Genomic DNA, 21,738 nt, shown 5'->3' on the forward strand with positions numbered 1-21,738 from the left:
GGGGGGGATTACCCTGTAGAATCATTTTTACCATCACTTTCCGAAGTACAAATTGCTTCCAAATAAAACTGATTTCCGTCTGGGCATGTGACCAAGAAATCTGGGCGTTTAGCTGAATCATTTGCTAATTCCGGGTGAGGAGACAGTGTAAAATTTTGATTTATTAAATATTGATGTAGCAGAAGTTCAAAAGTAGTTGAAGTAAATTGTCTCGGATCGCCTGATTTTAAACGAGCTATTATTTCGGGTTGCTCGATTACAGGATAATTATTCAAACATTGCTCTAAAAGTGATCGCATGTGCTGGGCTTTTGGCCAAGCACAACGATCTAAGAAATCAAATTCTGACTCATTTGCCTGAATAATATCGTGATTTGTACGAATAAAATTTTGGAATAACATACTAATCTGATAACCATTCGGCATATGCATTCACATCGATCATTGGCACAGTACCGCTAAACTGCAACATTGAAATAAGCTGGAATAGAAACGCAGTTGCTGGTTTTCTTTCTGATACAAATGTATAAGCTTTACTAGTAGAATCCCAAATAAAGTGTCCGTGTGCTGCTACACATCCGATATCTATATGATCTATCTCTGTGCTTCCATCCCCTAAAGCGTTCCTTAATGGTTCACCATCACATGGTGACCAATCACTTTCTAGCGTTAGAATTCCACCTAAGATAGGAATTAATGGTTTTGCTGGATAAGTTCCCTTAGCATAAGGTATTGGTAAGCTGGTGCGATGCAACGCTCTTACTGAAGCTATTTTTTGTCGAGCATATGCAACATGTGAAGCATTAATTGTTTGTTTTGCTTCGAAAACAGCATAAACACTTTCAGCTGGGATGATTGTTTGTCCTTCATATTTGAAAATGAAAGGAGAATACTGTCTATCATAAACTACGATATCAATTTGCTCACTGAAAATGCCATTACTATCTACAATGAAAGCTTTATCCGCAGAGTAGCGTTGCGGAAGATAAGTATTAAGCATCTCAAGCCATACTGACTCACTAGCATCACCTTTTGTTCCAGGATGGGAAAATGATTGTCGTGCAATTTCAAGGCGAAGTTGGATATCTTTATGGAAATTACTAAATAATGTTGATAACGACCACTCACTCATATTTTTCTCTCTTCAAATGGTGGCGTTGGATTCATTTGATTAGTGATTTCCAATGCTCGTTCAAACTTAACGCTATGCGCTGGATAGGCATCAAGAACAATTGTTGGGAGAAGTCGCTGAGTTAAATCGGAAAAAGTAAAACCACAACTATCTGCTTTCTCGCCTGTTGCGGCCACAAAGTGATTAATTTCATCATCATTAAAACCTAGAGCCTGAAGAGATTTACTGAGAACAGCATAACGTTGTATTTCATTAGGTCGTTCAAAAGTTAGAATATCTGCTGCTCTGCGTTTAACCGCGGGATCAAGTGCTCCAATCCGATTTGTACACATAATAACGGCAGCTGGCAATTGACCATTAGCAATTCGATCAATACCCCGTATAAATGCGTTAACTCCTGCACGGTCTTCATGATGCATTTGAGCTGATTCTCGAGATTGGGCAAGAGCATCTGCTTCATCTACTAAAAGAATGACAGCTCCACGTGCTGTACCGTCTGCATTTTTAAGTCTAGTGGCGGCTTCTACTGTATAGTCAAATGCGGCTGATAAAAGTTGAGTCATTTCTCCAACACGACCTTGTCCTCTACTTGATAAACTAAGAGGATACAAGGTGATATCAATATTGTCCTGTCGTGCAACAGCATCACCGATAGTTTCCGCGAGTTCTGTTTTTCCTGAACCAACATCTCCTGCTAATACCACAAGTGGTGGACGACGAAGTACATACTTCAATAAATCTTCAGCATCAGGATGGAATTGTTGTGCCCAAGTTCTTAAACCTGAAGGGTTAACTAGAAGGCTAAGTATCTTAGTAAGACGAGCTTTTTGATCATCAAGCCCAACCAGTTTTGCTAATCTTTCTTGAGGCTCGAAATCTGGGAAATTAAGTCTTTTCTCGAAAAGTTGATCAAGTGATGGTGTATTATGTGAAGTCATTTATTGCTCCTTACGCTTGCTCTACTCAATGCTTTCCCTCCAGCTGAGTAATTTTTATCAGTTTCCAAATATCCGTTTACTGTTGGTTCTTGAGCACCAGTACGCTGATATGGCATCCGTGCTTCAAAAGCATCTTTTTGGGCTTGGTTGAGGGCATTCCATGTAGATGAATAAGTATGGTAATTATAGAATGATGCTCCTGAAGTATCGGCCCCTGGCCTTACGCGACCAGGGTCATCATCAGTAGCTCCCGTTCCAGAAAGATCAAGTGCCGTGTATCTCAGCGTGGGTTCAATCCATTGATCGTTGCGTTTAAATCCCAAAGTGAGAGTACCAAAATAGCCGGCCTTTAGAAGCTCAATCACTTCTGTTTCAATATTTGCAATATGATCGTCTGTAGGTCGCTCATAAAATCGTTGCATACGCTTCAAGTCTGCCGCAACCTTTGCTGCCATATGACGTGCATGAGTAACAGTAAAAGTCGTTGACTCGGTGCTAGTAAAGCTAGACATATTTCATTTACCCCTGGAATGATGCACCAAAAACTTTTTGCCAGTAGTACACAGTCTCTTGCTTGGTCGGTGCGGATAAAGCTGCGTCAATAGCATCACCTGCATCAAGTGCAGCCTCGTAAATTGCGCTAGCATTGGAGTCTGTATACAACTGACTGACATTGTTAGAAGCGTTCACAGGATCAATGATTTGAACACGAGTATTAAAGTTTTCAACCGTAGATGCTGGATAATAATCAGTAAATAAAACCTTTTCTTTGAGGTCAGTCTTTGCAAGATAGGTGAAAAAATGCTGAAGAGCTTCAGGATAGTCGGCTAATGACAAGCCTCGATCACACAAGTGTGCGAGTATCAACTCTATCATGAATGATTTAAATCTGAACCCTTCATTAGCAGCTTTCATTCGGGCTGCCCAAAATTTTATTAATCGAACTACTTGAGAAAAATGTTCAGGCTGAGCTTGTTTACGTTTCCTTATAAATTCAAGATGATAAGGAATATTCGTCATCAGAAATGAACCGTTGTCTTGGCTTACTAAATTCCCATACCAATTCGGATTTCCATCATACAATATTGGTACTACATCAACATCCAATCCAGAACCACGAAAAGAAACCGTTACACAGAAAGTTTTTGGCTGAACCTGATCTGGAGAAAAGTTTGGGAATGCTTTACGCAACCGCTCTGCAAGATACTCCATGAGTGTATTTACATCACGTGGTGCATCAGCCCCACTGATATAACATGCCACATCAATGTCGTTAAGAGAGCGTAGTGCCGTACCTTTAGCTAGACTTCCAGCCAACATCATTTTTTTGAGAGTGAAATCTGGATGTTCACTTAAATAATTCTCAAGTCTATCGCGCAGACGTTTTGCTTGTGCTCGAAATTCATTTGCTTTTTCTTTTGGTAGATTGACCCTTTCTTGAGCAAAACGGGCAATATCTTGATGACTTACGTGTTCTCGGGTCATGGGTATTTTCCATAAGTTACATATCAAAATCGACATGATATAAAACTATTTTTTTAATTTATGTTGAAAAACTAATCAACTGTTTTATGACGAATTAGATTGAATAATGAGCTTTCAGCTTTAAGGCTTTTTTTAGGACGGTTAAAAGCTACTAGGTAATTATATAAATGGAGTCTGGGTGAGTTAGCTTGCCGCCAAGTTCTATCGACTATTTTTAGTCGCTGGCTCACGTAAATCGTCATTTGATACACTTCGATGCCTTGCGAATGTATTAATAGTAACTGCAGTGAACCGTACCGGGTTTGTCGGAGACTTTTTATTTAAGTTAAGCCACCTGACCTAACGGGTTAATCTTATCATAGTACATTGCTTCAAACTCAAAAGGCGACACATAACCCAGTGCACTGTGTACACGCTTTTTATTGAACCAATCTACCCAGTTTAGTGTCGCAAGTTGTACATCTGCTAAACCTTGCCAATCTGCTTTTAAATATTCAATCACCTCTGTTTTGTATAAGCCATTCACCGTTTCAGCCAAAGCATTATCGTATGAATCACCAGTTGTACCGACTGATGCTCGTAAATTTGCTGCTTCTAAACGATTGGTATAGCGAATCGAAAGATATTGCACACCCCTGTCGGAATGATGAATCACATTCTTTGGCATGCCTCGATCGTGCAATGCTTGCTCCAATGCATCGAGCACCATATCTGTATTCATCCGTGTAGATACTTTCCATCCAACAATTGCTCGTGAGAACACATCAATAACAAATGCGGTATATACCCAGCCTGAATGAGTTTGAATATAGGTAAAGTCACCCACCCATAGTTGGTTTGGATGATCAGCATTAAAATTACGTTTCACTAAATCATCTGCCCGTTTTTGGTCATCTCGGTTACGGGTGGTTTGTTTATTCTTACCACGCCAAACACCTTGTATACCTAGCTTTTGCATCAATCGAGCAACTGTACAACGTGCAATAACATAACCCTCACGTTTCAATTTTTGCCAAACTTTACGTACACCATATCGACCTTAACTTTCTTTCCAAATACGTTTCATTTGCTCTGCATGATTATAAAGACTAAAAAATAGAGCCTAATGGCTCTATTTTTTTGATTTCGTGAAATTAATGAAATTTGTAACAATCTCGAAATATGTGCCAAAAATCTCACATCAATTGTCTTTCAGCGCTGTCATTTAGCGAAAGTTCTTGTAGAACACCATTTAATTTTATTTTAGAAATCCAAATTTAAATGACACCTGTCATGTCGTTCAACGGTCGTTATTGGGTTTTGAATCATATAATTTATTATTGATAGTAAAAAAGGCTGCGAATTGCAGCCTTTTCATTTGGTCGTCTATGACAACTTATGTGTCGTTCTTTGCCAACTTATGTGTCACGTGACGGCAAGAGTCACTTATCGTATTTTATAAGCTTTAATGTATCTTTAAAGTATACCCTAAAGTTACAATCTGAAAGTTCATGAAATTATGTATCATTTAAATGATTTTTAATCATACGTAACATGTAACTTTAGTGTTAAAGAATTATAATTTACGAAATTATTCATTTTTATCCAATTGGGGCGTGAAAAAGTGAAAGGCCAAAAAGTAGGGTATGTCCGGGTAAGTTCTGTCGAGCAAAACACTGGACGTCAACTTGAAGGAATTGAGGTCGACCGGATTTTTGTTGACCGTGCTTCAGGTAAAAATACTGACCGACCTAAATTTCAGGAAATGTTGAACTATGTCCGGGAAGGGGACAGGGTGATTGTACATTCAATGGATCGTTTTGCGCGAAGCCTAAAAGATTTGGTCACTGAAGTAGATAAACTGGTCAAACGAGGGATCGCCATCCAGTTTGTAAAAGAAAATATTACTTTTACAGCCGAATCCACCCCGATGGATAATTTGATGCTTCAAATGATGGGTGCTTTTGCACAGTTCGAACGTGAGATCATTTTAGAGCGGCAAAAGGAAGGAATAAAACTCGCCTCTGCTCAGGGGAAGTACAAAGGTCGGGTGCATAAACTAAAGCCTGACCAAGCTGAAGCTTTACGACAAGCATGGAAGGAGGGGAAGTATCCATCGAAAATGGCATTAGGGAAAGCTTTTGGGATTAGTCGTCAGGCGGTATACCGATATTTACAAGTTAGTGAATAGCTTATTGGGATTAGCAACTAAATTTAGTTTAACTTATAAAAATCATGAAACACTGTTCGAATTTTAAGCGTGGAACATGAATAATCAATAAAAAGCCGCTCTGGTGCCCTATATTCCAGAACGGCTTGCTTTAATATAATGATATTTAAAGAGAAATATCAAGCTGTTTGTTATTCCTAAGTAGAAATGTCCTACCTAATAACCAAATAGAAATGTCCTATATGGACAATTCCAAGTCAAGCACAGGATTTAGATTTCGTTCTTTGATTGCTATTTTCTGTGCACGTCTGCTTGGCATCTTTTGAGAACGATTGCGTTTGTTTTGTTGTTCCAGTTCTTCATGCTGTTGTTGGATATGATTCAGAACAGCACCCAACCGTTTATTCTCAACAATCTCTCGCTGATTCAGCTGACTTAATTTATCGAAGAGGCTGTAATTGATCTTTCGGCCATCATGCATGAGGGCTACAGTACCATCCGGGTATTCCAGGAACTCAAGATACTTACCGATCAACCTTTGATTTTCTTCGGTGTTTTCCAGGAGATATACGCATTTATCATAAGTAATCGTCAGGCTATTCGTGACTCTGCGGGGTTCACGCCAAGTAAAAATATCATCTAATTCTTCGGCTGTTTCAGTGATAGGCCGATGTAGATCCTTAGGATTAAAAGCCATCTTGGCGAACTTCTGATTGAACTGCTCAATGAAGCAGGGTAGCCAGGCATTAGCTTGCTCAATCGAGCTGATACCTTCCAGACGCATCTCCTTGATCAGACGGTCCTGAAGGGTTCTGTTGGCACGTTCCACACGGCCTTTGGCCTGTGGTGAATTGGCGAAGATGATATCGATATTCAGGGTACTGAGTACGCGTCCAAACTGGGTAATCTTGGTGTCTTTCTTGCTGCTTTGATTCACCCTGAAGACTGAATGTTTGTCGCTGTAAAATGCCAACGGCTTACCATGCTGCTCAACATACAAGCGTGTTGAAATCATATAATAGAGGTGGTTCCACTTGTTTGAACAACTAAAAGCGTATTTATAAGTGATATTCCGCTCTAGTTAAGCCACCTTGTTTTGTTGGGGTAGCTGATCATAGTAAAACTCATTTGGTGTCATTTTGTCTAGACTCGAATGAGGTCGTTTCAGATTATAAAACTCAAAATATGCACTCAATTGCTTTTTCGCATCTGTGACACTGCTATAAGCTTTGAGATACACCTCTTCATATTTAACGCTCCGCCATAATCGTTCAACCATCACATTATCTACCCATCGACCTTTACCATCCATACTGATTTGAATGCCATTTGATTTCAATACATCAATAAATGCATCACTGGTGAACTGACTGCCTTGGTCTGTATTCAATATTTCAGGTGATCCATATTTTTCAATCGCTTCATTTAAAGCCGAAATACAAAAATCCACCTCCATACTAATCGATACCCTATGCGCAAGTACCTTGCGGCTATGCCAATCAATCACAGCACATAAATAAACAAAGCCTTTTGCCATAGGGATATACGTTATATCAGTAGACCACACTTGATTACTGCGCTGAATAGCCAATCCTTTGAGCAGATATGGATATTTACGGTGAGCTTGATTAGCCTGGCTTAAATTTGGTTTGCAATATAACGCCTGAATACCCATTTTCTTCATTAAAGTACGTGTATGACGTCGTCCTATATGATGCCCTTGACGATTCAACAAATCACGCATCATACGACTGCCTGCAAAAGGATATTGCATATGTAATTCATCAATACATCGCATCAGCTTCAGATCTGATGAGCTAACAGGTTTTGGGCGATAATAATAACAACCACGAGAGACTTTCAGTAACTTAGCTTGTTTAGATACTGAAATCTGAAGTGAGTGATCGATTAACTTTTGTGGTTGAAGCGGCCCAGTTTCTTCAACACACCTTCTAAAAAATCAATTTCTAATGCCTGCTCACCGATTTTTGCATGTAACTTTTTAAGATCAATGGGAGGTTCTGATGGAGCTTTTGATTGATCGAAAGCTTGTGAGGAAGCTGAGATCAATTGATTTTTCCAGTCAATAATTTGGTTTTGATGAACATCAAACTCAGAACTCAATTCAGCAAGTGTTTTTTCTGCTTTGATCGCAGCAAGTGCTACCTTAGCCTTAAAGTCGTTTGAATGATTTCTTCTTGGTCTACGTGCCATAAAATACTCCATATATTGATGTTTATAACATCATTTGAGGAGCAGAGTATCACTTATAGGAGTTGTTCAAATTTCCGGATCCATCTCTAATGTTTGTAGTCTTTTGTAGTGCATCCAATAGTCAAATAAATAATTGTGAAACCATGAAGACACATATCACATTGATATTTATATAAAAATATTATTTGTGATTGGAGGTGATTTTTTTAATTCTATTGATTATTGTGACTCACTACGGAGTTAATTGTCTTTAAGTATTTGTTTTTAATTGTTTTATTCTTTTAATTATTTTTATTTGATTAGGTGTTGACCTTACCATAATTGGAAAGAATAGAGTTGCTACATCAAGGGTAATGATGTACCTGATATGAAAGAATAACTTCCGAGCTTATTACCCATTATTTTTTCATAATTGTAGTAAGAGGATAACTCCATGAAACACTTTGTTCCAATGTTAATGATCGGTGCGATTGTATTTAGTGCGGGGTGTTCCTCTTCTGACGCTCCAAAGGAAAATTCAATGAGTGAGAATAAACATGAAAGCCATTCAATGCACCATGATATGAATGGTTCAGCTAAAACAGATAATCCATCTACAAATGCCTATATGGAAGTAAATACTCGTATGCACAGCGGAATGGGTATTGATTTCACGGGAAATGCAGATACTGACTTTATGTTGGGTATGATTCCTCACCATCAGGGTGCGGTTGATATGGCAAAAGTAGTTCTTCAATACGGTTCTGATCCAGAAGTGCGTCAGCTTGCCGAGAACGTTATCTCTGCCCAAGAGTCAGAAATCAAGATGATGAATGAATGGTTGGCAAAAAACAAAAATCATTCTGGCAGCAAAAATGAAGATAGCCCATCAACTCAAGCATATATTAAGATCAATGATGAAATGCACGCAGATATGATGGTTCCATTTACAGGAAATGCTGATGTTGATTTCATGAGAGGCATGATCCCCCATCATCAAGGTGCAATTGATATGGCAAAAGTAGTTCTTCAATATGGTTCTGATCCAGAAGTACGCCAGCTTGCTGAAGATGTTATCTCTGCCCAGGAATCAGAAATCAAGATGATGAATGAATGGTTAAGTAAACATAAGTAGATACTTCTCTATTCGATATTCTTTTAAATGAGGGGCTTTTTAAAGCCCCTTGTTTTATCTATAAATTTGATGAATTGAGGATTATGTTATATGCCAAAAATTATAGTTATTCCGCATGAAAAGATTTGTCCAGAGGGTGCGGAACTTGAAATTGAAAGCGGAAGTAATTTATGTCGAAGTTTATTGGATCATGGCATTCCCATAGAACATGCCTGCGATTTATCAGGTGCATGTACAACATGCCATGTTGTTCTGAAAAAAGGGTTCGACAGTTTAGAAGAAATGGATGATGTAGAGGCGGACTTACTGGATCGTGCCTGGGGGCTTACGGCCCAATCAAGACTATCTTGCCAGGTTAAGGTCCAAGATGAAAACTTGGAGGTAGAAATACCTAAGTACACAGTCAATTATATATCTGAGGGACATTAATTTTACTTTTAATGCTTGACCTTACAATTATGGCAAGGTTTATATTAAACACATCCTGAATAGTAATAGTGGAGTTAAATATGGAATTTCATGTTGAAGATATGACTTGTGGTGGCTGTGCCCGTGGTGTAACCAGAGCAATTCAAGCAATAGATGCCAATGCAAAGGTCATCACCGAACCACCCAATCGTAGTGTAAAAGTTGAAACAACTGCAACACAGCAGCAAATCGTTGAGGCTTTAACCGAGGCTGGTTTTCCTCCTCGTTAAAAACGGACGAAATGATAAAGCGACTCTCTATTGAGTCGCTTTTTTGTGGGCAATGAATTATAAGCTCAATATTTAGGAATGTTTGTGATGTTAAATTAGCAGTTATTTGACAATGTAAGTATCTAAAAGAAATGACATATTTTAGTTCATAGTTATAAATATAAAAAATAGGGAGAAGTAAAATTAATTTTACTTCTCCCTATATCCTATTGCTATTTCTTTCGGGTTAAAGGTGAAACGGAAAGCAGGTCGTTATGATGGTGAACGTCCTTTATTTCATTGTGAGGTTCTTGCAAGCCTTCAAGAATCGGACAGTCGGGTCTATTATCACCAGCACAACAGTCGATTAAGTCCTTGAGAGTATTCGCCATTTGCTGTAGGTCATTGATACGTTCTTCCAGCTTTTCAATATGACCCTGAGCCAGGCGTTTGACATCAGCACTCTGTCTACTGCGGTTATTCCATAAATCGAGTAGGTCTGATATTTCCGCTACTGAAAAACCGAGTTCACGACTTCGTTTGATAAACTTTAAACGTTCAACATCATTTACTGAGTAAGAGCGATATCCTGCATTATTACGTCCAGCAGCGGGAATCAGGCCAATCTGCTCGTAATAACGAATCATCTTGGCGGTAACTCCTGAAGCTTTAGAGACTTTACCAATGTTCATCATATCCTCCTTAGCCTTGACTGACGGATGGTGACTGGAATCGACGTAAACGTAATGCATTACCGAGTACAAATACACTGGACAAAGCCATTGCACCTGCTGCAAAGATTGGGGACATCAGTATTCCATAGGCTGGGTACAATATACCAGCAGCAACAGGAATCAACATGGTGTTATAGGCAAATGCCCAGAATAAGTTCTGATGAATATTACCAATCGTTGCTTTGGACAAGGCAATCGCATTGGCAACACCTTGTAAGTTCCCTGACATTAACACGACATCGGCAGATTCAATTGCAACATCTGTACCTGTACCAATCGCAAGTCCCACATCAGCTTCAGCCAAAGCTGGCGCATCGTTAATACCATCACCCACAAAAGCGATATGGCCATATTTTGCTTTCAGCTCTTTAACCGCACTAACTTTACCCTCTGGTAAAACTTCAGCAATCACTTCATCAATACCCAATTGTTTGGCAATCGCTTGAGCAGTACGAACATTGTCACCAGTAACCATTGCCACCTTAAGCCCTAATTGGTGTAGAGCCTTAATCGCTGCTGGCGTTGTGGATTTGATTGGGTCGGCAACTGCAATAATTCCTGCTAGTTCGCCATCGACAGCAACATAAAGAGGGGATTTACCCTCATCACCAAGACGCTGAGCTGTAACAGCAAATGGAGCAACATCAATACCAAGTTGAACCATATAACGGTCTGCACCAATATTGATTTTTTCATTACCATTGATGGTTGCATAGACACCCATACCAGTGACTGAATCAAAGGTATCGACTTTAGGTAGAGCTAGGTTTTCACTTTTTGCCGCATCAACAATTGCTTTAGCAATCGGATGTTCAGAACGGGATTCGACAGCCGCAACCATGCCTAGAACATAATCACGCTCAAACAATTGGGTTACTTCAAAGTCAGTCAGCACAGGATGACCCTCTGTCAACGTCCCTGTTTTATCAACTGCAACAACTTTAGCATCTTTTAATAGTTGTAAGGCTTCACCTTTACGGAACAACACTCCTAACTCTGCACCACGACCTGTACCCACCATAATTGAGGTTGGTGTCGCTAATCCCATTGCACACGGGCAGGCAATGATCAGCACTGCCACAGCATTAACCAACGCAAAGGTTAAGGCTGGTGATGGACCAAAAATAAGCCAGACTAGGAATGTAAGTACTGCGGCAATCATCACCGCAGGGACAAACCATAAGGTAACTTTATCCACCACAGCTTGAATCGGCATTTTAGAACCCTGTGCTTGCTCAACCAAACGAATGATTTGAGCCAGCATAGTTTCGCCACCCACCGCCACAGCGGTAAAGGTCAACGTGCCATTCTGGTTAATGGTGCCGCCTACCACATCACTGCCGATGCCTTTCTCAACAGGGATTGGTTCACCCGTAATCATGGATTCATCAACAAAACTTTTTCCATCAGTGACTTGACCATCGACAGGGATTCTTTCACCTGGTTTCACAATGATAATGTCATCTGCAACCACTTGGTCTAGTGCAATATCTACCATTTGGCCATCGCGTAAAACATGGGCAGTTTTGGCCTGTAAGCTGACTAAACGCTGGATTGCTTCAGATGTTCGCCCTTTGGCTTTTGCTTCAAGAAAACGACCCAGTAAGATTAATGCCACAATCACCGCAGCAGCTTCGTAATATACATTTACCGTTCCTGTGGGAAGGATGTTGGGTATGAATGTGGCAACAATAGAAAATAGGTAAGCTGCTAATGTACCAACCGCAACCAGCGAGTTCATATCAGGTGCTAAACGGAGTAATGCAGGCAAACCTTTTAGATAGAATCTTCGTCCTGGAATAACTAAAACCAACGTGGTCAGGATGAATTGTAAATACCAGCTATTCTGCATCCCAATAGTTTGATCAATCAGTTGATGAACACCAGGGATAAGGTGAGATCCCATTTCCAAAATAAATACAGGCAAAGCCAATAGGGTTGCAAGAATCAAATCACGCTTAAGTTCAGCACGTTCTTGATCTTTTTTCTCAAGCAGCTCTGTCTGGTCAGGAATAGAAGCTTGAATTTCTGTGGCATCGTAACCAGCTTTATCAATTGCGGTAATCAAGTCATCGACATTTGCTGAACCACTGACCGTTGCACGCTCAGTCGCAAGATTGACATTGGCCTCTTTTACACCTGCAACGGCTTTAAGGGCTTTTTCGACACGACCTACACAACTAGCACAGGTCATGCCTTTAATTGATAATTCAATATTATTTGCGGGCACGTCATAACCTGATTGTTCAATGGCATGAACCAGTACCTGACGATCCACAGGCTGATCAAGTACAATATCTGCACGTTCTGTCGCTAGATTGACCGAGGCAGACTGTACACCATCAACTTTTTTGAGTGCTGTTTCAACACGCCCAACACAGCTGGCACATGTCATCCCTTCAATTTTTAATGTAACTTTCATATTATTAGAAAGCTTATCTGTTGCCTTTCCCATAAGATATACCTATAGTGCTTACCCAATTATTAAGAGCATAAACCTTGCCATTATGGGAAGGTCAAGGGTAGAATATGTAAACATATATATTTTCTAAATAATAGGAATTTAAGTATTAGTATGAATTTTAATAATCACCCGATACCATTATCTCAAGATGAGATTATGTCTTTAGCTGAAACATTTCGGCTATTAGGTGATGCTTCACGACTTAAAATTCTACTTTTTTGTATGCGGGGGCCTAGTTCAGTAGGTGAAATCAGTGATGCTCTTGATTTATCCCAATCTTTAGTCAGTCATAATCTTCGTTTATTGCGTTCAGCTCGTTTAGTCAAAGGCGAAAGACAATCTAAACAAGTATTTTATGAGATTGATGATTTACATGTTAGTCAGGTTTTATTAGATATGGCAAGTCATATTAGTGAGGAGCACTAATTTATAGTAGTACGTAATGTATTGCAAAAATATCTAAATTAAATAACTTTAAGGGGAAAGAGGGTTATAGGAATTCTTTATTTTTATTACTCTAAACAAGAAATATATCATGCATTTATTTAAGTTATCAGTATCATCTACAAAAAGTTAAGATCAAGGGCATATAATTAAGAAATGTCTAGCTATATGCCTTGATATCTATTTGAGGAAAGTGCTATCTGTTTTTAACAGCAACTTGTAGTGTTATCTTCAAATGCACTTAATCGGCAGAAACAGGATGCTTCAATATTAATATCAGCCGAGGCAAGTGCTATATCACGTTGCAGCGAAATATCTCGAGCTTCTTTCTCTAGACCTAGTTTTGCTAAACACTCATAAAGTCCATGAAGACTCCATACATTGTTAGGGCGAATTCGGCGACGTCCAAGGTCACCTTCTAGCCCCAGTTCAATCCGATATTCTTGGGCTGCTACTTCAAAGTTTCCTTGTTCCATATTAAGTGCGCAGAATGCATGCCGAACTGGTTGTAACCAAGCTGGAGGATCACAATAAGGAAGAGCATCTTCTAATTTAATGCCTTCTCGCAAGATTGCGAATGCTTCTTTCGTATTACCTTTACGATACTCAATTTCGCCATGAATCATTTTGGCAGCAATTTTTAAAGCTTCGACCTCTTTAACAGGTATAGAGTTAAAGCGCTCTTCTGATACATTAGCTACTGCTTTTATAAAAGACTCTCTTTCTTTTTCGGCCTCTTTAACTCTTCTTAATGAAGCAAATGCTATGCCTTTTGCGTAGTGAATCATTGCGGTTGTGGAACTATATAGACCTTTATCTTTAGGTAGCTCAAGTTTCAGAATATCTTCCCACATGCCAAATCTAATCATAACATGTGGTAGTGTTGTGCAATGGCTTTCAGTTAAATTAGCCATTGGCGGTGTAGTGATATGTAGTACTTCGGGTGTTAAAATGTCATTGATACGATGAGCCATAAATAACGCTTCCTGTGATTTACCTGCCATCATTGCACCATAAGCACCTACCATTAAATTATGAACGCGATACAAGATATTCCAACCACCTGGATTCTTTTCTCTAGAAAAATATCTTTCATCGGCTGCGATTGCATCAAGATTAGAATAAACCACTCGACGCCAATCTCCGCATGCATTATCAATATGTGTGGACATATGGGCTAAATGTGACCCATCAGGTGATAAATTACGAAGGTTATCAGCAGCTGGCAATGCAACTTCAGGATAAGGTGACATTTCCATTAAATGTATATAGAGATGATTAATTACAGGATGACGATTTGCCCCAGGTTTAGTGAAAGCAACTTCAAGCACGTTTCTAGCTTCAACTGTACCTAAACCTATGGCTTCACCGGTATCTAAATCCCACAATTTACGAGGGCTCAAGCACATGAGTGCATCTGCAAACATTGCAGCTGCATCAAGATCATTAGAATATTTTTCATAAAATGATCTCATAGCTTGAGCATATGCAAAATTCAGCTCATGAAAGTCTTGTTCATCTATAGTCACGTGTTTTGGAAAGCGTGGAGCAAGGGCATCAATTAAATCTTTCTCAAATTGTGTCGCATTATGAGTCGCTGCTAACTTTGCTTGTTCCATAATTTCATTAATATATGGAATGGTATTCTGTAAGTCTGAAGGATCAAATAAATGCCAAGCTTTATTGTAATTTGGACCAGATGCAAAGGCGATGCCCCAATAAGCCATTGCGCATTTTGCATCATGTTCTAGAGCTTTCTTAAAACAATTTATGGCTTCACTCGGATTGAAACAATATGTCCATAATAAGCCACGATCAAACCAAAGTTGAGTATCAGGAGATGACGTAGTTATTTGACGCTGGTAATCTCCTAAATTGTAGTATTTATCAGACATTAAAGTCTCCTCATCAGTGAATAACAATAAAGATTTAAGGTTAGTGATTATGTCCAGCGTGTGGATCAATTTGAGTTGGGTTTTCTAAGCTACAAGTACTATTGCCTTGCCAATCAATGGCTATAGTTGGATGTTCAATAGAAAATTTGGATTTTAGCTCATTCTCAATGTTGAGAGTTAATGTCGCGAGGTCAACTCCATCTTTGGGTTTGACATGCAACGTTGCCATAGATCTACCTGATGTAATCATCCAAATATGTATATGGGTAATTTTTTCAATACCACTTACATTTTTCAAAAGATATTCAGTGATCTCTTGGGCATTAGCATTCTCAGGAGCACCCTCAAGTAAAATATGAAGAGTACGTTTAAATAAAGACCATGCGCTGCGTAGTACAAGTAAAGAAACTAGAACAGATAAAATTGGATCGATAGGAGTCCAGCCTGTGTACCAAATCACTATGGCAGCAATAATTGCTCCAACAGAGCCGAGTAAATCGCCCATTACATGGAGAATAGCTCCTTTAACATTGACATGTTCTGTATCGCCTCTTGTTAAGTACCATAAAACAAATAAGTTAACGAGCATACCTATAATAGCAACGATAAACATCGGTCCTGCCATGACAGGTTGAGGTGATTGAAAGCGTTCAATAGCCTCATAAATAATCCATCCAACGATTGCGAATAATGTAAGAGAATTCATTAAGCCAGCAATAACTTCGAATCGCATGTATCCAAATGTTTTTGAATTATCTGCAATGCGGCGACCGAAACGAAAGGCAGCATAAGCTAAACCTAAGGCAACGGCATCTGTAAGCATATGCCCTGCATCAGCCAGAAGTGCGAGTGAACCAGAGATGATTCCTCCAGTGGCTTCTACAAGCATGAACCCGAAAATGATAAAAAACGAAATCAGAATTTTTCTTTCGTTTCCGTTACTCACATCAGGAACATGTGAATGATCATGACCTTCATGCGAATGATCATGACCTTCATGCGAATGATCATGACATTTATGATTGTGATCGCGTTGATTACTCATGTATAAAAACCTAACATGTATATATTTTTACATATGAATATATGTTCATATGTAAAAATTGTCAAATTTAATTTATTAATTTTAATATAATCAATGGCATGTGCCATTTTTGAGCTAATAGGGAATCAAATTTTCTAAAGTAATACTGTTTTTACTTATTCTAAGAGAAATTTCTACTTAGGATAAAATGAATAATTTGACAGTCTAATACTGGAGGGATATTGCATGAATTTAATTTCCATAGACGGAGGTATGTTTTATAAAGCTGAAAAAACGGACTATTAAACTTATAGAAATTCACTTTTTAATAATTCATATAAATATATGTTCATTTGTATAATCTATTCAGATCACCCCAATCCTTTGAGCAGATATGGATATTTACGGTGAGCTTGATTAGCCTGGCTTAAATTTGGTTTGCAATATAACGCCTGAATACCCATTTTCTTCATTAAAGTACGTGTATGACGTCGTCCTATATGATGCCCTTGACGATTCAACAAATCACGCATCATACGACTGCCTGCAAAAGGATATTGCATATGTAATTCATCAATACATCGCATCAGCTTCAGATCTGATGAGCTAACAGGTTTTGGGCGATAATAATAACAACCACGAGAGACTTTCAGTAACTTAGCTTGTTTAGATACTGAAATCTGAAGTGAGTGATCGATTAACTTTTGTGGTTGAAGCGGCCCAGTTTCTTCAACACACCTTCTAAAAAATCAATTTCTAATGCCTGCTCACCGATTTTTGCATGTAACTTTTTAAGATCAATGGGAGGTTCTGATGGAGCTTTTGATTGATCGAAAGCTTGTGAGGAAGCTGAGATCAATTGATTTTTCCAGTCAATAATTTGGTTTTGATGAACATCAAACTCAGAACTCAATTCAGCAAGTGTTTTTTCTGCTTTGATCGCAGCAAGTGCTACCTTAGCCTTAAAGTCGTTTGAATGATTTCTTCTTGGTCTACGTGCCATAAAATACTCCATATATTGATGTTTATAACATCATTTGAGGAGCAGAGTATCACTTATAGGAGTTGTTCAAATTTCCGGATCCATCTCTTAATCAAAGGCTGATTCTGATTCACAGAAGCGTAAATGCTGCAATTTTCCTGTAGCATCATCGATAAACACCAGCAGACAGCATTTAGCAGCGCGTCCTTCAAACCAGTCATGATATGAGCCATCAATTTGGATCAGTTCACCAAAGCAATCCCGGTTGTAACGAGGCTGATACGGGCGTTTCAGGCGCTTGGATCGAGGAATCCATAAGTCAGCTGCAATCATCCAGGAACGCAGGGTTTCTACTGAAAGATCGAATCCATGTACGGTGGTGAGCTTTTCATGCGCTAAAGTGGGTCCGAAACCATGGAGTTGGTCAGAAACAATATTGAGGCACTTGAGTCTGAGTTCTTCAGGAAGTTTGGAATTGCTGATTTGGCCACGACCGGCATGGGCTAATGCAGCGGGACCTTGAGCTTTGTATTTCTGCAGTAAGCGTCTGATCTGACGTTCTGAAATATGAAGTAGCTGAGCAGCCTGGGATTGAGTTATGCGTTGATCACAGATTTCTTGCAAGACCGACAATCGTTTAAGTTCTTTATCCGACATAGACACCAACATATCAAACCGTCCGCTAACGAAATTGCAAAAGTGCATATTCTAAAAGCGGACATTTTTACTTTGGAGAAACCGGACATTTCTATTTTGGAGTTACACTGTTACTTCACATAAGAAATTTTATGTTAAATGATTGTTAGAAATGCCCCTTGATCGAGGCATTTTCTATAAAGAATACTAAAAACTAATTAAAGCCAACCAAGTTTCAAAACAAGGCAGTTCTCAGCAATCATATTTTTAAATTATATAACTCCCAACTGAGCTTTTGCTCCAACGATAAGGCTTTCATTTTGAGTTTCTAAGGCAAATAAACCATACATCAAAGGAGAGGCCGCTGCTCTTTCTAAAGTCTGTTCATATAGTTTATTCCAAACTTTACCCCCTAGTTTTTCATACTCGATGATTAGAGTTTTGAGGCTTTCTTCTCCAAACAAAGTTACATGCCCAGCAAAATCAATCGCTGGGTCATCTATATGGGCTGTTGACCAATCAATAACGCCTGAAACAGCTCCATCCTTTGAAGCTAGTACATGCCCAGCATATAAATCGCCATGTATAAATTGGGTGAAATCTGCCCATAGAACATCATTATCCAACCATTTTCTGTAGCGGGTTTCCAATTGCTCACTTATACCAATTTCAGATTTTACTAACTGCAAATTGTTTGCTATTTCAGGTCTTAAATCTGAAGGTTTCATAATTTTCAAATCATTTTCCCGAACTTCTTTTTCAGGAATACTATGGATTTCAAATAAGGTTTTTGCCAAAGATGTTATGTATTTCGGGCTATCTTTGTCCATATTCCAAATTATTTCATAGGTTTCAGCATCCAAATTTAAAACAGGATTATCTTTAAGTATGGGATAAGCCACTAATTCTGTAGATGAAATTCTCCAATCAGGAACCTCTACAGAAAGATGTTTTTTTACCAATTCTAAAATGCGTTTTTCTTTCTTGATTTGTTCCCTCATGCCATCACGACGAGGAATACGCAGCAACCATTGTTGCCCCTTTGTATCAAGAGCAAAAACGACCTTAAAATCAATGCCCATTTCATTGAAATTCATTTTGTCCGTAAGCAACAAGCCGTGTGCTTCAGCAAGTGATTGAATATCTTGAATTGTCATTTTTAATTTCCTTTAAAGAGTTCAATAATTAATGTTCGGATTAGATTGGCTATCATTAACAATCTCTCTCAAAAGTCTTGATGATTTTGTGGTCTTTGATCTCGTAGATAATGTCAGCAATATTATCGACCAATTGCTTGTCATGAGATACGAAGATAATAGTTCCTGCATAGGACTTCATCATTGTTTCTAATGCGGCAATACTTTTTAGGTCAAGATAGTTTCCTGGTTCATCCATAAGCAAAATATTATATTTTCCTAAAAGCATTTTGGATAAAAGCAGTTTGATGATTTCACCTCCCGATAAGTCGGATAAGTTTTTTTGAATATCATTCGCTCCGATCCCCATTGAAGCCAATACTGCACGAATTTCCGCAACTGTGTACTCGCACTCTTCCTGCATAAAGGAGAGCACAGATTTATGCGTGTTAAATTTATATCCTGTTTGTGTAAAGTAGCCAATTTCAGCTTTTGGAGATATGGTTAATCCATCAGCACGTTCTGATATCATTTTTAACAAGGACGTTTTCCCTGTTCCATTCGATCCAGTTATAGCGACTTTAGCGCCAAGCGGTATTATAAAGTTAGCGTCATCAAAGATAGTACGGCTACCAAATTTTAAGCTCAGACCATCTGCCGTAATCGGGAACTTATTGTGCAGTTCTAGGGCTGAACTTTGACGAAAACGAATAGAACGCAAATGCTCTGGTGCTTGAATATCTTCTAATGCAGCCAAACGCTTTTCCATACTCTTAGCTGCCTGATACAGTTTTCTTTGCTTGGTGCCAGTCATTTTTGCATGCCCAAGTCGTCCAGCACTTTCGGTAGAGTTTTTGGATTTTTCTCCTTTTTTCTTATTGTCTAATCGATTAGCTTGCTGGCGTTTTTCTTGCACAGCAGATTCTAATCGCTCCCGTTCCTTCATCATCAGCTCATATTCTACGGCTTGGTGTTGTCGCTCTTCTTCTTTTTGACGCAAGTAATCCGAGTAACCACCCCAATATTCCGTAATTTTACCGTCTTTTAACTCCCATATCTTGTCTACAACCATATCAAGAAAATATCGGTCATGACTGATAACAAGTAATGCTCCATCAAATGCTTTAAGTTGACCAATAAGTAGATCTATTCCATTGAGATCAAGGTGGCTGGTTGGTTCATCCGCTAGAATGCCATGTACTTGTTGGGAAAATGCGGCAGCAATTTTTGCACGAGTTTCCTCTCCGCCACTCATTGTGTCGTTTTGTACATTGGAAACACCAAGGCGAGATAACATTGCCCGGTCTTCGACCGTTTCTATTTCGATTCCGCCCAGTTGGCTGATATGTGCAAAATCACCAAAACGCTGTAATGTCGCTTCGGCTAAAACAATTTCGCCATTAAGTACTTTGAGTAAACTACTCTTTCCTGCTCCGTTATCACCCACAAGACCAATACGGTCATAAGAGTGAATTTCCAATTCATCAATATCCAAAACATCACGCCCAGCATAATCCAAGCGTATGTTTCTCGCTTTAATAATTAAACTCATTTTTATTTACTCCTGTTTAGCTCTTGAAATTTTTTATGCAGCAAACAGGATTTAGGTGAAAACAAAAGCTAGCATCACAGTGTCCTCCCAAAAAAAAAGCTATTCATCCACAGGGTGGACAAATAGCTAGTCAATTAAGTTATAACTGGAAACTATGCACTAAAAGCATACTTATAAATTAAGCATACTTTTACTTTATATATCCGCATATATTCTTAAAGACACAACAAAAGCCCACCATTATAAAATAGTGTCACTATGCAAATAGTTGTGTCTTAACGAATGCGGATAGAATGCATAAACTTACCTAAAAAATAAAATTCAGTTTTATGATAACTTTACTGTTAAAAGAAGTCTAGACAACCTTGTTTTATGCTTGGATATAAGGCTTATTTTAAAATAATAGTAGTGAAGATTTTCTAAAATTAACATAATACACCTTATACGAATAAAAAAATGGGAGCCTTAAGCTCCCATTTTTTAAGTAATTTTTTCAAATAAGGCTTGGGTGAGCATCTAAAATTCGAATCAATGTAGCTGCTGGTCCAGTTGGATAGCGTCGTCCCTGTTCCCAATTTTGCAGGGTACGGGGGCTAATATGTAGACGTGCAGCAAATTCATTTTGGCTCAAGCCAGTTTTTTCACGTACTTCTTTAATATCAGGCAATTCGAGTTCTGTAACTCGGCTTGCTTTAACTTCTTTACGTTTGATAGCTCCAGCTTCTTTGATTGAAGCAACCAAGTCATCAAATAAGTTGTTATCCATGAAATTGCTCCTTCACGAGTTGGTGCAGAATGGCGGTTTCCTTATCTGTTAAATTATCTTTTACTGATTTTGGATAAGCCACTAAGAAAAAGATCTGATCATCCTCGGTGACCCAATAATAAATCACCCGTATCCCACCACTTTTCCCTTTGTTACCTTGAGCACAACGTACTTTGCGAATACCACCGCCATTCTTGATTAGGTCACCTCTATCAGGCTGTACCAAAAGATCTTGCTGAAGTTGACGATATTCCTCATCAGATACAAGGTCTTTAATTTGCTTGGTAAAGATGCTGGTTTCAATAAATAACATGGACTCTTTATACGTCAATGGCGTATTTGAATTTTAGCAGTTTCCATAACAAAAAACGAGAGCTGGTAGATCTCTCTTGTTATT

At 38.8% G+C, this 21,738-nt stretch carries 19 protein-coding genes and 4 pseudogenes; 5 read left to right on the top strand and 18 right to left on the bottom strand.

Annotation, left to right across the window (positions count from 1 at the left end; translation table 11 throughout):
- Positions 1-8: 8 nt before the first annotated feature.
- The 6 genes and pseudogenes from CDG55_RS00885 to CDG55_RS00910 form a co-directional block, all read right to left on the bottom strand.
- Complete coding sequence (locus CDG55_RS00885) at positions 9-431, bottom strand: hypothetical protein (protein WP_041922162.1); 423 nt, start codon at positions 429-431, stop codon at positions 9-11.
- Positions 403-1,131, bottom strand: coding sequence for a DUF6602 domain-containing protein (locus tag CDG55_RS00890; RefSeq protein ID WP_020753579.1), 729 nt, complete (start codon positions 1,129-1,131; stop codon positions 403-405). Before CDG55_RS00890 ends, CDG55_RS00885 begins: the two co-directional genes overlap by 29 nt.
- Positions 1,128-2,069: an AAA family ATPase gene (locus tag CDG55_RS00895; RefSeq protein ID WP_020753578.1), complete on the bottom strand. Its 942-nt coding sequence runs from the start codon at positions 2,067-2,069 to the stop codon at positions 1,128-1,130. The genes CDG55_RS00890 and CDG55_RS00895 overlap by 4 nt, the downstream gene beginning before the upstream one ends.
- Positions 2,066-2,581: a hypothetical protein gene (locus CDG55_RS00900; protein WP_020753577.1), complete on the bottom strand. Its 516-nt coding sequence runs from the start codon at positions 2,579-2,581 to the stop codon at positions 2,066-2,068. The genes CDG55_RS00895 and CDG55_RS00900 overlap by 4 nt, the downstream gene beginning before the upstream one ends.
- A 7-nt stretch (positions 2,582-2,588) precedes the next feature.
- Positions 2,589-3,554, bottom strand: a complete 966-nt coding sequence (locus tag CDG55_RS00905) for a CBASS oligonucleotide cyclase (protein ID WP_020753576.1) — start codon at positions 3,552-3,554, stop codon at positions 2,589-2,591.
- A 325-nt stretch (positions 3,555-3,879) separates the two neighbouring features.
- Positions 3,880-4,635: pseudogene (locus CDG55_RS00910) on the bottom strand (IS3-like element ISAba19 family transposase); the annotation flags it as partial.
- Positions 4,636-5,157: 522 nt separating this feature from the next.
- On the opposite strand from CDG55_RS00910, the gene CDG55_RS00915 reads away from it, so the two are divergent.
- Positions 5,158-5,724 carry a recombinase family protein gene (locus CDG55_RS00915; protein WP_000678311.1) on the top strand — a complete coding sequence of 189 codons (567 nt, stop codon included), beginning with the start codon at positions 5,158-5,160 and terminating at the stop codon, positions 5,722-5,724.
- Positions 5,725-5,941: 217 nt separating this feature from the next.
- On the opposite strand, the pseudogene CDG55_RS00920 reads toward CDG55_RS00915, so the two are convergent.
- Positions 5,942-6,721: pseudogene (locus CDG55_RS00920) on the bottom strand (ISNCY family transposase); the annotation flags it as partial.
- Positions 6,722-6,784: 63 nt separating this feature from the next.
- Positions 6,785-7,929, bottom strand: a protein-coding gene (locus CDG55_RS00925; RefSeq protein ID WP_099046175.1) for an IS3-like element ISAba14 family transposase whose coding sequence is annotated in 2 segments (ribosomal slippage) — positions 6,785-7,665 and positions 7,665-7,929 — 1,146 coding nt in all. Because the reading frame shifts where the segments join, the coding sequence is not laid out codon by codon here.
- Between the two features lie 421 nt (positions 7,930-8,350).
- Between CDG55_RS00925 and CDG55_RS00930 the strand changes: the two genes are divergently transcribed.
- The 3 genes from CDG55_RS00930 (at position 8,351) to CDG55_RS00940 (ending at position 9,729) form a co-directional block, all read left to right on the top strand.
- Positions 8,351-9,031, top strand: coding sequence for a DUF305 domain-containing protein (locus CDG55_RS00930; protein WP_000680279.1), 681 nt, complete (start codon positions 8,351-8,353; stop codon positions 9,029-9,031).
- 90 nt (positions 9,032-9,121) lie between these two features.
- Positions 9,122-9,460, top strand: a complete 339-nt coding sequence (gene fdx / locus CDG55_RS00935; protein WP_001124186.1) for an ISC system 2Fe-2S type ferredoxin — start codon at positions 9,122-9,124, stop codon at positions 9,458-9,460.
- Between the two features lie 80 nt (positions 9,461-9,540).
- A complete protein-coding gene (locus CDG55_RS00940) occupies positions 9,541-9,729 on the top strand; it encodes a heavy-metal-associated domain-containing protein (RefSeq protein WP_000394310.1) in 189 nt (62 codons plus the stop codon).
- 212 nt (positions 9,730-9,941) lie between these two features.
- Here the strand turns inward: CDG55_RS00940 and cueR are convergent, their stop codons facing one another.
- Together cueR and CDG55_RS00950 are read right to left on the bottom strand one after the other, a co-directional pair.
- Positions 9,942-10,400 carry a Cu(I)-responsive transcriptional regulator gene (cueR, locus tag CDG55_RS00945; RefSeq protein WP_061403561.1) on the bottom strand — a complete coding sequence of 153 codons (459 nt, stop codon included), beginning with the start codon at positions 10,398-10,400 and terminating at the stop codon, positions 9,942-9,944.
- Positions 10,401-10,410: 10 nt separating this feature from the next.
- Positions 10,411-12,897 carry a heavy metal translocating P-type ATPase gene (locus tag CDG55_RS00950; RefSeq protein ID WP_023187989.1) on the bottom strand — a complete coding sequence of 829 codons (2,487 nt, stop codon included), beginning with the start codon at positions 12,895-12,897 and terminating at the stop codon, positions 10,411-10,413.
- 120 nt (positions 12,898-13,017) lie between these two features.
- Between CDG55_RS00950 and CDG55_RS00955 the strand changes: the two genes are divergently transcribed.
- Positions 13,018-13,332: an ArsR/SmtB family transcription factor gene (locus CDG55_RS00955; protein WP_023187988.1), complete on the top strand. Its 315-nt coding sequence runs from the start codon at positions 13,018-13,020 to the stop codon at positions 13,330-13,332.
- 224 nt (positions 13,333-13,556) lie between these two features.
- Here the strand turns inward: CDG55_RS00955 and CDG55_RS00960 are convergent, their stop codons facing one another.
- The 8 genes and pseudogenes from CDG55_RS00960 to CDG55_RS01000 form a co-directional block, all read right to left on the bottom strand.
- Positions 13,557-15,245, bottom strand: a complete 1,689-nt coding sequence (locus CDG55_RS00960) for a hypothetical protein (RefSeq protein ID WP_023187987.1) — start codon at positions 15,243-15,245, stop codon at positions 13,557-13,559.
- 40 nt (positions 15,246-15,285) lie between these two features.
- On the bottom strand, positions 15,286-16,290 hold the full coding sequence (locus CDG55_RS00965; RefSeq protein WP_023187986.1) for a cation diffusion facilitator family transporter: 1,005 nt from the start codon (positions 16,288-16,290) through the stop codon (positions 15,286-15,288).
- Between the two features lie 356 nt (positions 16,291-16,646).
- A pseudogene (locus CDG55_RS00970) lies at positions 16,647-17,284 on the bottom strand (IS3 family transposase); the annotation flags it as partial.
- Between the two features lie 78 nt (positions 17,285-17,362).
- A pseudogene (locus tag CDG55_RS00975) lies at positions 17,363-17,908 on the bottom strand (helix-turn-helix domain-containing protein); the annotation flags it as partial.
- Positions 17,909-18,159: 251 nt separating this feature from the next.
- Complete coding sequence (locus CDG55_RS00985) at positions 18,160-19,044, bottom strand: Mph(E) family macrolide 2'-phosphotransferase (RefSeq protein ID WP_000155092.1); 885 nt, start codon at positions 19,042-19,044, stop codon at positions 18,160-18,162.
- A gap of 55 nt (positions 19,045-19,099) precedes the next feature.
- A complete protein-coding gene (gene msr(E), locus CDG55_RS00990; protein ID WP_000052512.1) occupies positions 19,100-20,575 on the bottom strand; it encodes an ABC-F type ribosomal protection protein Msr(E) in 1,476 nt (491 codons plus the stop codon).
- 493 nt (positions 20,576-21,068) lie between these two features.
- The gene (nadS, locus tag CDG55_RS00995; RefSeq protein WP_000369781.1) at positions 21,069-21,341 is read right to left on the bottom strand and encodes a NadS family protein; all 273 of its coding nucleotides are present in this window, start codon (positions 21,339-21,341) and stop codon (positions 21,069-21,071) included.
- Complete coding sequence (locus tag CDG55_RS01000; protein ID WP_000897307.1) at positions 21,334-21,654, bottom strand: type II toxin-antitoxin system RelE/ParE family toxin; 321 nt, start codon at positions 21,652-21,654, stop codon at positions 21,334-21,336. The genes nadS and CDG55_RS01000 overlap by 8 nt, the downstream gene beginning before the upstream one ends.
- Positions 21,655-21,738 lie beyond the last annotated feature (84 nt).

The organism is Acinetobacter sp. WCHA45, from assembly GCF_002165255.2.
GTDB lineage: Bacteria > Pseudomonadota > Gammaproteobacteria > Pseudomonadales > Moraxellaceae > Acinetobacter.

Coding starts and splice junctions, on each gene's coding strand:
- fdx (WP_001124186.1), top strand. CDS start 9,122: ATGCCAAAAATTATAGTTATTCCGCATGAAAAGATTTGTCCAGAGGGT.
- CDG55_RS01000 (WP_000897307.1), bottom strand. CDS start 21,654: ATGTTATTTATTGAAACCAGCATCTTTACCAAGCAAATTAAAGACCTT.
- CDG55_RS00940 (WP_000394310.1), top strand. CDS start 9,541: ATGGAATTTCATGTTGAAGATATGACTTGTGGTGGCTGTGCCCGTGGT.
- CDG55_RS00885 (WP_041922162.1), bottom strand. CDS start 431: ATGCATATGCCGAATGGTTATCAGATTAGTATGTTATTCCAAAATTTT.
- CDG55_RS00900 (WP_020753577.1), bottom strand. CDS start 2,581: ATGTCTAGCTTTACTAGCACCGAGTCAACGACTTTTACTGTTACTCAT.
- CDG55_RS00965 (WP_023187986.1), bottom strand. CDS start 16,290: ATGAGTAATCAACGCGATCACAATCATAAATGTCATGATCATTCGCAT.
- cueR (WP_061403561.1), bottom strand. CDS start 10,400: ATGAACATTGGTAAAGTCTCTAAAGCTTCAGGAGTTACCGCCAAGATG.
- CDG55_RS00905 (WP_020753576.1), bottom strand. CDS start 3,554: ATGACCCGAGAACACGTAAGTCATCAAGATATTGCCCGTTTTGCTCAA.
- CDG55_RS00955 (WP_023187988.1), top strand. CDS start 13,018: ATGAATTTTAATAATCACCCGATACCATTATCTCAAGATGAGATTATG.
- CDG55_RS00985 (WP_000155092.1), bottom strand. CDS start 19,044: ATGACAATTCAAGATATTCAATCACTTGCTGAAGCACACGGCTTGTTG.
- CDG55_RS00960 (WP_023187987.1), bottom strand. CDS start 15,245: ATGTCTGATAAATACTACAATTTAGGAGATTACCAGCGTCAAATAACT.
- CDG55_RS00890 (WP_020753579.1), bottom strand. CDS start 1,131: ATGAGTGAGTGGTCGTTATCAACATTATTTAGTAATTTCCATAAAGAT.
- nadS (WP_000369781.1), bottom strand. CDS start 21,341: ATGGATAACAACTTATTTGATGACTTGGTTGCTTCAATCAAAGAAGCT.
- CDG55_RS00950 (WP_023187989.1), bottom strand. CDS start 12,897: ATGGGAAAGGCAACAGATAAGCTTTCTAATAATATGAAAGTTACATTA.
- CDG55_RS00930 (WP_000680279.1), top strand. CDS start 8,351: ATGAAACACTTTGTTCCAATGTTAATGATCGGTGCGATTGTATTTAGT.
- CDG55_RS00895 (WP_020753578.1), bottom strand. CDS start 2,069: ATGACTTCACATAATACACCATCACTTGATCAACTTTTCGAGAAAAGA.